We start from the raw sequence: 13130 nt of genomic DNA on the forward strand, positions 1-13130 counted from the left end.
ATCCCTTGGGCAGACTTGGACGCGGCAAGAGCCGCATCCAAGCTTCAAATGTGTAAACGATGTCCCCGGTTTCAGATGTAAAGGATGTCTACGGTTCTACACCCCCGTTGGGCTGCGCAGCAGCCCCAAAATATGCCACCCCGGTGTGTCAGATAAAACTCTGTGAGGCTTATTGGGTTGGGGCTGCTGCGCAGCCCAACGGGGGACGAGCCCCCTCGCCACAGGCGGGGTTCGCGCTTAATTGAGCGTCCTGGGTCGAAGCGTTTATCGCGCCTTGTCCTCACGCCCACGCAACAGGTGGTTGGGCATGGCAATCGCCGCCGCCAGCCCCAGCAGCGACACCGCCGCACTGATCATCAATAAATGCCGGAACGTACTCAGCAACTCCCCACGCAAGGCATCCTGCGCCGGGCCGGGCGCGGCATTGAGGCCATCGAGCAGGACGTTGCCGGAACTGCCTTCAGCCATCATCGAGCCACCGGCCAGATGGGCAATACTCGAATCCTGCAACAACGCCAGCAGCAAGGCCGACATGCACGCCACGCCAACCGCGCCACCCAGGGAGCGGAACAGGTTGGTGGTGCTGGTGGCGACGCCAATGTCGTGTTGGGCCACCGAGTTTTGCGTGCCCACCAGGGACGTCGGGAACTGCATGCCTGAGGCAATGCCACTGAGCACCATGAACAGGCTGCTCAAGACCAGGGACTGGGGTGCGCTGAAGGCCATGCCGAGGATCGCAATCGGCGTGAGCACTGCCCCGGCCAGGATCATGGGTTTGTAGCGCCCCGTCACCGAGGTCATGCGCCCGGCGAAGAACGCGCCCATGGGCAAGCCCATCGCCAGCGGCAGCAGGTGCAGCGCAGCGCTGTCGGCGCCGGCGCCCGTGACGCTCTGGTAGCGCAGGGGCATCAGTACGATCAGCGAGATGGCCTGGAAACTGGTGAAGAAAATCGTGCACCAGCACAGCACCGCGCTGCGATTGGCGAACAGGTGCATGGGCAACAACGGCTCCCGCGCCCGGCGCTCGTGCCAGACAAACAGCGTCAACGCCACCAGGGCACATGCCAGCAGGCCCAGCACTTGATCATCGCGCCAATGATGGCCCTGGCCGATTTCAGTGATGCCCAGCAACAGCGCCGTCAGGCCAACGATCATCAGCAGCGTGCCGAGGTAATCGATGATCGGCTTGCGCTGTGGCACCGGCAGCCCCACGAGGGTGCGATGGGCCACCCACCAGGCGCCCGCGCCCAATGGCAGGTTGATCAAAAACACCCAGCGCCACGACAGGTACTCGGTCATATAGCCGCCCAGCACCGGCCCGGCCACGCTGGCGACGGCGTACATGCTGCTGAAGTAACCCTGGTAACGCCCGCGCTCGCGGGGTGGGATGATGTCGCCGATGATCGCCTGGCTCACGGAAATCATCCCGCCCGCGCCAATGCCCTGGAGGATACGCGCCAGCACCAGTTGTTCCATGCTTTGCGCCATGCCACAAAACAGCGAGGCGACGGTGAACAGGCCCATGCCGATCAGCATCATGGGCCGGCGCCCGTACAGGTCGCCGAGCTTGCCGTAGATCGGCACCGCCACCGTCATCGCCACCATGTAGCCGGAGATGACCCAGGCCAGCAGGTTGACGTCGTTGAACTGGGCGGAAATGGCCGGCATCGACACCGCCACGATGGTCTGGTCCAGGGCGCCGAGGAAAATCGCCAACATCAGCGCGGCGAGGACACTGCGTACAGAAGGTGTGGGTTGAGTCACGGCAGAACCTGCAGGCAAGGCCACGGAAAAAGAGGCCCGCGGCAATGCCCGTCATGTTACTCGATAGCCAGCTATTGGATAGCTTCGTAGGGAAGTCCTACGTAATTTTCTGCAATGGTTTTACGCCCGGCCTCAGACTCGACAAAGTACTCCAGCTCACTCTGGGCGATGCGTTGGCTGAAGCCATCCGCCTCGGGAAACTGGTGCAGCATCGAGGTCATCCACCACGAAAACCGCTCGGCCTTCCAGATACGGCGCAGGCAGATCTGTGAGTATTTTTCCAGCAGCTCCACGCGCCCTTCCCGGTACACCTTGCACAGGATCGTAAACAGGGTGCTGACATCACCGGCCGCCAGGTTCAGGCCCTTGGCCCCGGTGGGCGGCACGATGTGGGCGGCGTCTCCCAGCAGGAACAGGCGCCCGTACTGCATGGGCTCCACCACGAAACTGCGCAGCGGGGCGATGCTCTTTTCGATCGACGGCCCGGTGACCAATTGCGCCGCCAGATCCGTGGGTAAGCGCGCCTTGAGTTCATCCCAGAAGCGCTGGTCGGACCACGCGTCAATCGACTCCGCGGCCGGCACTTGCAGGTAATAGCGGCTGCGGCTGGACGAACGCATGCTGCACAGGGCAAAGCCGCGCGGGTGCTTGGCGTATACCAATTCGTCGTGGACCGGCGGGGTGTCGGCAAGAATGCCCAGCCAGCCGAAGGGGTAAACCCGCTCGAAGGTCTTGAGCACGTCACTGGGGATCGACTGACGCGCCACGCCGTGGAAGCCATCGCAACCGGCGATGTAGTCACAGTCCACGCGTACCTGCTGGCCTTGATGCTCGAAGGTCAGCCAGGGCCGCTCGCCCTTGAGGTCGTGGGGTTGTACGTTGCGTGCTTCATAGAAAGTGATGGCGCCGGCCTGCTCGCGGGCGGCCATCAGGTCGCGGGTGACTTCGGTCTGGCCGTAGATCATCACGGTCTTGCCGCCGGTCAGGGATTTCAGGTCGATATGTTGCAAACGCCCATTCAGAGCCAGCTCGAAGCCTTCATGCACCAGGCCCTCGGCGTCCATCCGCTGGCCGACGCCCGCCTGGCGCAACAGCTCGACCATGCCCTGCTCCAGCACCCCGGCGCGAATCCGCCCCAGTACATAGTCCGGGGTCTGCCGCTCAAGAATCAGGGTTTCAATCCCGGCGTTGTGCAGCAACTGGCCGAGCAGCAGCCCCGAAGGACCGGCGCCGATGATGGCGATTTGGGTTTTTAGCGTTTTCATTATTTTTATGACCCGCCTGCTTCCCCCGAACGTAACCGGTGAAAGCGTTGTCAGTGGTTTTGGTACTGGCATTTTTCCCTTGAGTGACCGCCACAAGAAGGTGAAAACTGAGCCAAAGCCTGCGCTTTTCGCCAATCGGGGCGATTACCGAACCACTGTCCTGAGTATCGGATAAAAACATGACCAAAAATGCCAGCCCCGCGATTCCAGTGTTCAAACTCTACGGGGAAAGCCAACAGTGGCCGACGCCAGACTTGCTGCACTGTGAAACCATCTCCCGGCGCAGCCGTGAGTACCAGTGGGAGATCCAGCCCCACCGGCATGCGGACCTGTGCCAATTGCTCTACGTGTACAAGGGCCAGGCGCAACTGGAGATCGAGGGCCAGCGCACGACGCTGACGCAGTCGACCCTGCAGGTGCTACCGCCGCTGTGTGTGCATGGGTTCCGGTTTTCCGAGGATGTCGAAGGATTTGTGGTGACACTGGCCGCGCCACTGGTGGCGCACCTGCAAGGCCAATTGGGTTCGGCGGTGGACGGTTTGAGCGCCCTGGGCAGCTACCCGGCGGGCCAGGACAGTGACTATCTCAATAGCCTTTTTACGCGGTTGCAGAACGAATACAGCGACGACTTCCCGGCCCGGGACATGATGATGCACGCCCTGGTCAGCGTGCTATTGGTGTGGATCAGCCGCCAGGCCATCCAGCGCCGCCATCCACGGGCCCCACGGGGCCGTGAATACTTCCGGCGTTTCACCCAGTTGGTGGAGCAGCACTACCGCGAACACCCGAAAATCGAAGACCTGGCGCACAAGCTGGGGATCTCTGTGTCGCACCTCAACGGCACCTGCCGCGAATTGGGCGGGCAGCCGGCCTTGCAGATCATGCATGACCGTCAGTTGTTGGAGGCCAAGCGCCTGCTGACCTACACCAGCATGACCATCAACGAAATGTCTGAGGTTTTGGGGTTTTCAGATCCGACCAACTTTTCACGCCTGTTCCGACGACGCGTGGGGTTTTCACCCAAGGCATTTCGCGAACAGCTGAACGCGGCGCCTAACGATGGGGTGTCAGCGCAGAGCGCTCAACGTCGCTGAGTAGGTGCATTGCCCATGGTTGCAGCTCGCGGCCATGCCCGGTTGCTGGCGGGCCTGTTCGGCGCGGTAGGCGGCGGTGCCGTACAGGGCTGTGGCGAAGGCGCACAGGGCAAAGATCATCAGGTACTTTCTGGTTTTGATCGTCATGGCGGTGACCTCCGGACAGATCAAGAAGGTGCTGTCTTAAGCATAGGTCAGCCAGGGCGAGTTGCCAGTATTGACGGGTATTCAGGCGCCTTATCGGCCCTACAGCCCCGCATCCCATTGCGGCTCGGGCGGGAAGCGCAATACCAGGAAATCCAGAAGGCTGCGCAAGGCCTGCGGCATGTGCTTACGCGAGGCGTAGACCGCGTACATGTTCATCCGCCGGGGCTCGGCATGGGGCAGCAGGCGGATCAGTTGCCCGCTGCGGATGTAATCGCCGGCCTGATAGGTCGGCAACATCGCCACCCCCGCGCCGGCCAGGGTCAGCCGTAGCAAGGTGCTGGCCTCATTGGCGCTGATATTGCCGTGCACCGGCACCGATACCGGTTCGCCATCCTCCTCGAAATGCCACAGGCTTTTGCCGAAGTAAGAATGGGTCAGGCAGTTATGCCCCGCCAGCTCCTCTACCCGCTGGGGTTGCGGGTGTTCCTGCAGATACGCCGGCGAAGCGCAGATCACCGAGCGGCATACCGTCAGTTGACGGGCGATCAGGTTAGGGTCCAGGTCATTGCTGGTGCGGATCGCCAGGTCAATGCGCTCATCCACCAGGTTCACCGTGCGATCGAGCATCTGCAGGTCAATGCTGACCAACGGGTAACGCTTGACGTAATCGGCCATCGCCTCGGCCAACTGCGCCTGGCCAAACGAGGTGCTGACACTCAGGCGCACCAGGCCACGGGGGGCGTCGTCCGGTTCGCTGACGGCGGCCTGCATGTCGCAGGACAATTCCAGCATCTGCCGGCATCGTGGCAGGGTTTCGCTGCCGGCGGCGGTCAGGCTGAGCTTGCGAGTGGTGCGGTGCATCAAGCGGGCGCCGACCCAGTCCTCCAACTCCGCCAGATAACGCGACACCACAGGGCGCGACAGGTCCAGATGATCGGCGGCGGCAGATTGGCTGCCCAGGTCGACCACGGTGACAAACACGCGCATTGCTTGAAGACGATCCATGATTTGCCCGATTTCAGAAACAAACTATGTTCCAGCATCGCATTTTTTGCTGCGTTCAGTGCAACTAAGCTCTGTCCATCGCCTGCCAAGGCACCCCTGACCTGGACCTGAACATGCTCACCACCCTCAAGCGCTTTGTATTGGCCACTACCGTTCTCGGCTTTGCCGCCCACGCCGTCGCCGCCGACCTCACCCTCGATGTCTACAACCCGGGCGAATCGGCGATCTTCCCTGTCAGTTCGGTGCTGGTCAGCGGCGAGAAAGACGCGATCCTGGTGGACGCGCAGTTTGGCAAAGGCCAGGCCGAACAACTGGTGCAGAAAATCCGCGCCAGCGGCAAACAACTGACCACCATCTATATCAGCCATGGCGACCCAGACTACTACTTCGGCCTCGACACTCTGGCCAGCGCCTTCCCCCAGGCCAAGATCCTCGCCCCGCAGCCAGTGGTCGACCATATCAAGGCCACCGTTGCCGGAAAGATCGAATACTGGGGTCCGAAAATGGGCGACGACAAGCCGGCCAAAACCATTATTCCCCAAGTCCTCGAAGGCCATAGCCTGACGCTTGAAGGGCAAGCACTGGAAGTGATCGGCCTGGACGGCCCGCAGCCGGATCGCAGCTTTGTCTGGATCCCATCGATCAAGGCCGTGGTCGGCGGCGTGGTGGTCTCGCAAAACATCCACCTGTGGATGGCCGACACCCAGGGCGCGAAATCCCACGCCGATTGGCTGGGCACCCTGCAACGTATCGAAAAACTCAAACCGGTCACCGTGGTACCCGGTCACTACCTGGGCACACCTTCGGCCAAATCTGTCGCCTTCACTGCCGACTACATCAAGGCGTTCGACGTAGAGACCGCCAAGGCCAAGGATTCCACCGCACTGATTGCGGCGATGAAAAAACGCTACCCGCACCTGGCCGATGAAAGCTCTCTGGAACTGAGCGCCAAAGTCGCCAAGGGCGAAATGAAGTGGTGAATTGATCCAACCTTTACCCACCCTGGAGAACGTCATGAGCAAGATTGCAATCATTGGTGCCACCGGCCGTGCCGGTAGCCAACTGCTGGAAGAAGCCCTGCGTCGCGGCCACACGGTCACTGCCATTGCCCGTAACACTGGCGCTATCGCAGCGCGTCCCGGCCTGACCGTCAAACAGGTCGACGCCCTGGACGCGGCAGCTCTGCAACAGGCCATCAGCGGCAGCGACGTGGTGATCAGCGCCGCGCACTTCGCCACCCTGCCCGCTGCCGCAGTGATCGGCCCGGTCAAACAGGCCGGCGTAAAGCGTTTGCTGGTAGTGGGCGGTGCGGGTTCGCTGCTGTTGCCGGGCGGCGGGCGGGTCATCGACAGCGAAGGGTTCCCTGCCGAATACAAGGCCGAGGCCAGTGCGGGTGCGGCGTTCCTCGACACCTTGCGCCAGGAAAAGACGTTGGACTGGACCTTTCTTTCGCCCTCGGCAGAGTTTGTCGAGACTGAGCGCACCGGCACGTTCCGCCTGGGCCAGGACGACCTGCTGGTGAGCAGCGAAGGCCGCAGTTGGATCAGCTTTGCCGACTTCGCGATTGCGTTGATCGATGAAGTGGAAACACCGAAACATTCGCGCCAGCGTTTCACCGTAGGCTACTAAACACACGCTCTGTGGCGAGCGGGCTTGCCCCGCGCGGCATGAGTATCTACACAACTCGCTCTTCTGGGGATGTGTACATACCCGTTGCTGCGGTTATGGCGGCTATGGGTTCCGCCCTGACGGCGGGTCACTTTCGAAAAGCCGGAGTGCCGGCCCAGTCCAAAGTAACCAAAGCGCTCTTGCCCCACCACTCGGTGCCTCGCCAAGGCTCGGCATGCCCGCAGTCAGGCATTGCTCCGTGGGCCCGCCGCGATCGGCCATCCATGGCCGTGTCGCGGCTACCCCGGCATCCCTGCCGGGGTGCCCACTGCGCAATACCTGCCTGCGGCCATCGTGGTTTGACGGGGCGCCCAAGATCAAAAGCCAGATCAAAAGCTGGGCAACAGCAAAGCCAGAGCGCGAAGCTGCATTCCCCTGTGGGAGCTGGCTTGCCTGCGATAGCGGTGTATCAGCCGATAAATATATTGACTGATCGACCGCTATCGCAGGCAAGCCAGCTCCCACAGGTATACGCGTAAGCCTCACCGATCAGGTCGGCTGTCAGGGCGGAACCCATAGCCGCCGTGACCGCAGCAACGGATATGTACACAACCCAAAGAACCATCAAAGAGTTGTGTAGATACTCATGCCCGCGCGGGGCTGCGCAGCAGCCCCACAACCAGTCTCTGCGCAATACCTGATTGGGGGCGCTACGCGCCCCAACGCGGGGCAAGCCCGCTCGCCACAGGTCAGGTGTGCAATCGACAAAGCGGCGCCTGTTTATTCAATAGCCCCTGCGACTTTCTCATTTGCCCCTCGCCCTGGGTGGCCGCCTAATAGCGACCTTGTCCGCTCAAGGCCCGCCCATGGAAAACGTCCACGCTAAACCCACCACCGCCCTCTGGTTGATGCTCAGCGTTGTGCTGGTGGCCCTGAACCTGCGCCCGTCCATGGCGGCGGTCGGGCCTTTGTTATCGTCGATCCGCGCCGATGTACCCCTGAGTTTCAGCACCGCCTCGTTGTTGACCATGCTGCCAGTGATGGCGATGGGCTTGGCGATGTTCTTTGGCATTGGCCTGGGCAAACGGTTGGGTGAGCATCGCAGTATCGTGCTGTCGCTGGTGGTGATTGGCCTGGCCACGCTGTCGCGGCTGTTTCTCGACTCTGCGGCCGAATTGATCCTCAGCGCCATTGCCGCCGGCGTGGGCATTGCCTTGATCCAGGCGTTGATGCCCGCGCTGATCAAGTCGCACTTTCGTGACAATGTTTCGCTGTTCATGGGCCTGTACGTCACCGCAATCATGGGTGGCGCAGCATTGGCGGCATCGTTCTCGCCGTTCATCCAGGTGCAAACCGGCAGTTGGCGTATCGGCCTGGCAATCTGGGCGGTGCTTGCGGTATTGGCGCTGCTGTTCTGGTACGCCCAGCGCGCGGCGTTGCCACCCCTGCCCCCAGCCGGCGCCGGCCCCCAGGAGTCATTTTTCGGTAATCGCCGTGCGTGGTTGCTGGCGATTTTCTTCGGCCTCGGTACCGCTTCCTACACCTGCGTACTGGCATGGCTGGCGCCGTACTACGTCGAGCAGGGCTGGAGCGAACAGAACGCCGGGCTGCTACTGGGCTTCCTGACGGCCATGGAAGTGGTGTCCGGGCTGATCACCCCGGCCATCGCCAACCGGCGGCAGGACAAGCGCGGCGTGGTTGCCGTGTTGCTGGTGCTGATCATCGCGGGCTTCTGTGGCCTGATCCTCTCGCCGCAGCACCTCACATTACTGTGGCCGTGCCTGCTGGGCCTGGGCATTGGCGGGCTGTTCCCCATGAGCCTGATCCTGTCCCTCGACCATCTGGACAACCCACGCCGCGCCGGCGGCCTGACGGCATTCGTGCAGGGCATCGGCTACCTGATTGCTGGCGTATCGCCGCTGATTGCCGGGATGATCCGCGACCAACTGGGCAGTTTCGAGTGGGCCTGGTGGTCGCTCACCGCCGTGGTGGTGGTGATGTTACTGATCGTCCTGCGCTTCGACCCACGCCACTATGCACGGCATATCCGCTAGGGCGTCGTGTTCCAAACAGTATCTGTCCCACAATGAACATAGAAAGGTCCGACAGACCTTTCTATTGGTACGAGCGTTCCGTTAACATTTTGTCTTGTTTGCGCTGCGGTCGCGCAACAGACTCACGGACGGAACGAATGCTAAACAGCAACTTGCTTAGAAAGCTCGATATGCAGGACCTGATGGTGTTCATCGCGGTGTATGAGCAAAGCAGCGTCACCGATGTGTCCGAAACCCTGTTTGTCAGCCAGTCCACCGTCAGTTACAGCCTGAAGAAGCTGCGCACCAGCTTCGAGGACGACTTGTTTATCAATACCCGTGCCGGCATGCGCCCGACCTACAAGGCCAGCACCATGTATGGCCATGTGCAGAAAATCCTCGAAAGCATCAACCTCTGCCATGCGGGTGCGCAGACGTTCGACCCCAAGCAAAAAACCGTCACCTTCAACCTTTGTGCGCCCGAGTACTTCGAACAACTGATCCTGCCCAGATTGTTGAAAGACTTCGATCATGCCGACCTGCCGGTGATCGTCAACGTGCAGAAGCTGGAAACCGAGATTCCCATCGAAGCGCTGCGCGACGGGCGCCTGGACCTGGTGATCTGCTTCGGCCCGCACTTTCATCGCGAGCACAAGGACCTCAGGACCGAGATGCTGCTGGAGGACGACCTGGTCTGCGTCTTCGACAAACGCGCCGCCCCGCGCGAGCCGGCGTTCAGCCTGCAGTCCTTTGTGGCACGGCGCCACGTATTCCCCACGCCCTGGACCTCGGACACCAACATGATCGACGGCTGGCTGGCCCGCCAGGCCCACAAGCGCCAGGTCATCGCCCGCGCCAACAGCTACAGCGCGGCGCTGAAGATGATTGCCGGCACCGACTTCATCGTCACCCTGCCCCGACGTGTGCAGCAGTTGCTGGCCGTGGAGCCGCAGTTTGGCCACTGCGAGGCACCCAACGGCCTACCGGGGTTTACCCTGGATATGCAATGGAACGACGCCAGCGAGCAGGAAAGCGCCAACCTGTGGTTTCGGGAACAGGTGGCCAGAGCCGCAGCAAGCCTCAAGCTGGAAGCGCTGAAAGAAGCCCATGCATAGCGTGCAATCCAACGTTCTCAGCCCTTCATAAAGGCTTCCAGCCGTGAGCGCATCCAGCGCTCGGCGGGGTCGCTGTCAACGTGGCTGAGCCAGACCATGGACAGGTCCAGGGTCGGCGTGTCGAACGGGAACGGCTCGCAAAACAGGTTGCCCGCCGCCGCCATGGCCTGGGCCGCATAGTCCGGCAGGCTGGCGATCATATCGGTGCCGGCCAACAACGCCGGCAAGGAGCTGTATTGCGGCACGGATAACACTACGTGCCGCTTGCGACCGATCTCTGCCAGCCACTCATCGGCAAAACCCGCGACATTGGCGGTGTGGGACACCAGCACATGGGGCCGTGAGCAATATTCATCGAGGGTCAGCGGCTGGTCCGAGGGGTCGGCGCGTAGCACGCTGGGGCGGATATGGCGCAACAACTTGCGCTTGGCATTGGCCGGCAGGCCGCGGGTCTGGGTGATGCCCACGGTAATATCGCCCGCTGCCAGCAAATCCGGGATGCGCCAGTAATCCACATGCTGTACCACAAATACCACCTGCGGCGCTTCGGTGCGCAGAGCACGCAGCAGCGGTGGCAACAGGCCGAACTCGACGTCATCGGACAGGCCGATGCGAAAGGTCATGGTGCTGACAGACGGGTCGAAATCATGGGTAAGACTCAACGCCGCCGACAGCGAATCCAGGGCCGGCGACAGATGCAGGATAAGTTCCTCGGCCCGCGCCGTGGGTTCCATGCGATGGCCGACGCGGATAAACAGCGGGTCGTTGAACAACGTGCGCAGGCGGTTGAGGGCGGCGCTGATCGTCGGCTGGCCGAGAAACAGCTTCTCTGCCGCGCGTGTCACGTTGCGCTCGAGCATCAGCGTTTCAAACACCACCATCAGATTGATATCGGCCTTGCGTAATTCATTGCGATTCATGGCACGCGCACCACAGCCCAAGACAGCCGGCAGTTTAGGAACACAGCGGGCCCTGCGTCTATGTGCAGACTATCCAAGCCAAGGGTTTGGGACTATAAATCAGCTTCCACGGCAACCGAGAACATCACCGTGCTGGTCATTCTTGTCCTGGCTGTTCTGATGGCCGGGATGTGCATCTGGTCCATCAAGTTCATCGCCCACCCTACCGCCAGAACACTGTTGCGGGTATTTGTAGGGTTGTGCCTGGCCGCTATCGTTGCGTACCTGGTGCTCGCGTCGGGGTTTCCTACGGCCTTGCTGGTATCGGCAGGCATTCTTTAATCGCCATCTCACTCAAGCATGGAGCGCTTAACCATGAAATTCGCCTACACCATCGTCTATGTGCCCGACGTCGCCGCGTCCCTGCAATTTTTTGAAAACGCCTTCGGCTTCAACCGGCGTTTCCTGCATGAATCAGGCACCTATGGCGAGCTGGATACGGGTGGCACCACCTTGTCCTTTGCGGCCCATGAGCTGGGGGAGATGAATTTTCCCGGCGGGCACGTGGCAGCCCACAGCTCGAAACAACCACTGGGCATGGAGTTGGGGTTCGTCACCGATGACGTGCCGGCCGCCCACGCCAAGGCGCTAAGCGCCGGTGCAAGCGAGCTGACGGCGCCAAGCAGCAAGCCCTGGGGCCAGGTGGTGTCGTATGTGCGTTGCCCGGATGGGACGCTAGTGGAACTGTGTACGCCGATCCAAGGCTGACACGCACCTGGCAAGCCGGCTGTTGCCGTCAGGGTTTCAGCGGACGCTCCTGATCGCGCTCGGACAGTTCCGTACCATCATCCGGGTGCTTCCAGGTCTGTGGCTTCTCTTCCTCGCGACGCTGCCGGGCGCGCTCCTGCTGCGTCTCGTCGTGCGGCTTGGGTTCATTGTTCATACCGTCCTCCCGTCCTTAAGATTGAGTCCCGCTTAAGCAGCATAGAACAGCAAACGCATTTCTTGCGGGCAGCAACCGCTGCAACTATGCAACTGGTTGCATATTAAAATTCACCCTGCTAATTTCTCCTCGCCGGGTACCCGACCCCCGATCCGATTGGAGCCGCCATGACTCTCCCCGCTGTGTTGCAAGGCCGTCTTTCGATTCCAGTGGTGTGTTCGCCGCTGTTTATTATTTCCAGCCCGCAGCTGGTGATCGCCCAGTGCAAGGCGGGCGTGGTGGGTTCGTTCCCGGCGCTGAATGCACGGCCGGCACCGGTGCTGGAGGAGTGGCTCAAACAGATTACAACCGAGCTAGCCGCGTACGATGCCCTGCATCCGGACAAGCCTTCTGCGCCGTTTGCGGTCAACCAGATCGTGCACAAGTCCAATGATCGCCTCGAGCACGACCTGGCCCTGTGCGCCAAGTACAAAGTCCCGATCATCATCACGTCCCTGGGTGCGCGGGTGGATGTGAATGACGCGGTGCACGCCTACGGCGGCATCGTGCTGCACGACGTGATCAACAATACCTTCGCCAAAAAAGCCATCGACAAAGGCGCCGACGGCCTGATCGCCGTGGCTGCAGGCGCTGGTGGCCATGCGGGGAAGATTTCGCCCTTTGCGCTTATCCAGGAAATCCGTGAATGGTTCGACGGCCCGCTGCTGCTTTCGGGGGCCATTTCCCACGGCAATGGAATTCTCGCCGCGCAGGCGGCAGGCGCGGACCTGGCCTACATAGGCTCGGCATTTATCGCCACTGAAGAAGCCCATGCACAGGCGGCCTACAAGCAAATGATTGTCGAGAGCTCGGCCGATGACATTGTGTACTCCAACCTGTTTACCGGCGTGCATGGCAATTACCTGCGCCAAAGCATCGCCAACAGCGGCCTGGACCCGGATGAACTACCGGTGTCCGACCCTTCGGCAATGAATTTCGGCACCGGTGAGGGGGCCAAGGCCAAGGCATGGAAAGATATCTGGGGCGCAGGCCAAGGTGTAGGCGCGGTCAAGTCGGTACTGCCGGCGGGCGGTTTGATCGAGCGGCTCAAGGGCGAGTATCAAGCCTCACGTAAACGCCTGGACCTCAGCGCGACTCATTAACGAAGAACAAAAGTGGGAGCTGTCGAGCCCCGGCGAGGCTGCGATGGCGGGGGGTCAGGCGACATCTTCAGTGCCTGTGTTGCCGCTATCGCAGCCTCGCTGAAGCTCGACAGCT

At 61.5% G+C, this 13130-nt stretch carries 14 protein-coding genes; 8 read left to right on the plus strand and 6 right to left on the minus strand.

The features are described from left to right. Window positions 1-264: 264 nt before the first annotated feature. Both FIV38_RS25670 and pobA read right to left on the minus strand, forming a co-directional pair. A complete protein-coding gene (locus tag FIV38_RS25670; RefSeq protein ID WP_029292324.1) occupies window positions 265-1782 on the minus strand; it encodes an MDR family MFS transporter in 1518 nt (505 codons plus the stop codon). A gap of 53 nt (window positions 1783-1835) precedes the next feature. Beyond that, entirely contained in the window at window positions 1836-3029 is a 1194-nt protein-coding gene (gene pobA / locus FIV38_RS25675) for a 4-hydroxybenzoate 3-monooxygenase (protein ID WP_092234342.1), read from the minus strand. Window positions 3030-3208: 179 nt separating this feature from the next. Here pobA and FIV38_RS25680 point away from each other — a divergent pair, with 179 nt between their 5' ends. Next, window positions 3209-4123: a helix-turn-helix domain-containing protein gene (locus FIV38_RS25680; protein WP_070995095.1), complete on the plus strand. Its 915-nt coding sequence runs from the start codon at window positions 3209-3211 to the stop codon at window positions 4121-4123. Here FIV38_RS25680 and FIV38_RS30055 read toward each other — a convergent pair. Then, window positions 4097-4270 (minus strand): hypothetical protein, encoded by a 174-nt coding sequence (locus FIV38_RS30055; RefSeq protein ID WP_166647834.1) that lies wholly within the window; start codon window positions 4268-4270, stop codon window positions 4097-4099. The two genes, FIV38_RS25680 and FIV38_RS30055, sit on opposite strands and share 27 nt — an antisense overlap. A 99-nt stretch (window positions 4271-4369) precedes the next feature. Further along, entirely contained in the window at window positions 4370-5275 is a 906-nt protein-coding gene (locus FIV38_RS25685; RefSeq protein WP_029292321.1) for a LysR family transcriptional regulator, read from the minus strand. Window positions 5276-5388: 113 nt separating this feature from the next. Here FIV38_RS25685 and FIV38_RS25690 point away from each other — a divergent pair, with 113 nt between their 5' ends. The 4 genes from FIV38_RS25690 to FIV38_RS25705 all read left to right on the plus strand — a co-directional run bounded on the left by FIV38_RS25690 (window position 5389) and on the right by FIV38_RS25705 (window position 10031). Beyond that, complete coding sequence (locus FIV38_RS25690; RefSeq protein ID WP_029292320.1) at window positions 5389-6255, plus strand: MBL fold metallo-hydrolase; 867 nt, start codon at window positions 5389-5391, stop codon at window positions 6253-6255. Window positions 6256-6289: 34 nt separating this feature from the next. After that, entirely contained in the window at window positions 6290-6904 is a 615-nt protein-coding gene (locus tag FIV38_RS25695; RefSeq protein WP_092234338.1) for an NAD(P)-dependent oxidoreductase, read from the plus strand. A gap of 845 nt (window positions 6905-7749) precedes the next feature. Continuing rightward, window positions 7750-8937, plus strand: a complete 1188-nt coding sequence (locus FIV38_RS25700) for a cyanate transporter (RefSeq protein ID WP_092234335.1) — start codon at window positions 7750-7752, stop codon at window positions 8935-8937. 137 nt (window positions 8938-9074) lie between these two features. Beyond that, complete coding sequence (locus FIV38_RS25705) at window positions 9075-10031, plus strand: LysR family transcriptional regulator (protein ID WP_029292317.1); 957 nt, start codon at window positions 9075-9077, stop codon at window positions 10029-10031. A gap of 17 nt (window positions 10032-10048) precedes the next feature. Here FIV38_RS25705 and FIV38_RS25710 read toward each other — a convergent pair whose 3' ends face one another. Further along, window positions 10049-10951 carry a LysR substrate-binding domain-containing protein gene (locus FIV38_RS25710; protein ID WP_029292316.1) on the minus strand — a complete coding sequence of 301 codons (903 nt, stop codon included), beginning with the start codon at window positions 10949-10951 and terminating at the stop codon, window positions 10049-10051. A 129-nt stretch (window positions 10952-11080) separates the two neighbouring features. Here FIV38_RS25710 and FIV38_RS25715 point away from each other — a divergent pair, with 129 nt between their 5' ends. Both FIV38_RS25715 and FIV38_RS25720 read left to right on the plus strand, forming a co-directional pair. Continuing rightward, entirely contained in the window at window positions 11081-11272 is a 192-nt protein-coding gene (locus tag FIV38_RS25715) for a hypothetical protein (RefSeq protein ID WP_029292315.1), read from the plus strand. Window positions 11273-11305: 33 nt separating this feature from the next. Beyond that, window positions 11306-11698, plus strand: coding sequence for a VOC family protein (locus FIV38_RS25720; RefSeq protein WP_092234331.1), 393 nt, complete (start codon window positions 11306-11308; stop codon window positions 11696-11698). A gap of 28 nt (window positions 11699-11726) precedes the next feature. Here FIV38_RS25720 and FIV38_RS30060 read toward each other — a convergent pair whose 3' ends face one another. Next, window positions 11727-11873, minus strand: a complete 147-nt coding sequence (locus FIV38_RS30060) for a hypothetical protein (RefSeq protein WP_166647833.1) — start codon at window positions 11871-11873, stop codon at window positions 11727-11729. A gap of 167 nt (window positions 11874-12040) precedes the next feature. Here FIV38_RS30060 and FIV38_RS25725 point away from each other — a divergent pair, with 167 nt between their 5' ends. Then, window positions 12041-13015: an NAD(P)H-dependent flavin oxidoreductase gene (locus FIV38_RS25725; RefSeq protein WP_092234328.1), complete on the plus strand. Its 975-nt coding sequence runs from the start codon at window positions 12041-12043 to the stop codon at window positions 13013-13015. The last annotated feature ends 115 nt before the right edge of the window (window positions 13016-13130 follow it).

Source organism: Pseudomonas proteolytica, from assembly GCF_007858275.1.
GTDB lineage: Bacteria > Pseudomonadota > Gammaproteobacteria > Pseudomonadales > Pseudomonadaceae > Aquipseudomonas > Aquipseudomonas proteolytica.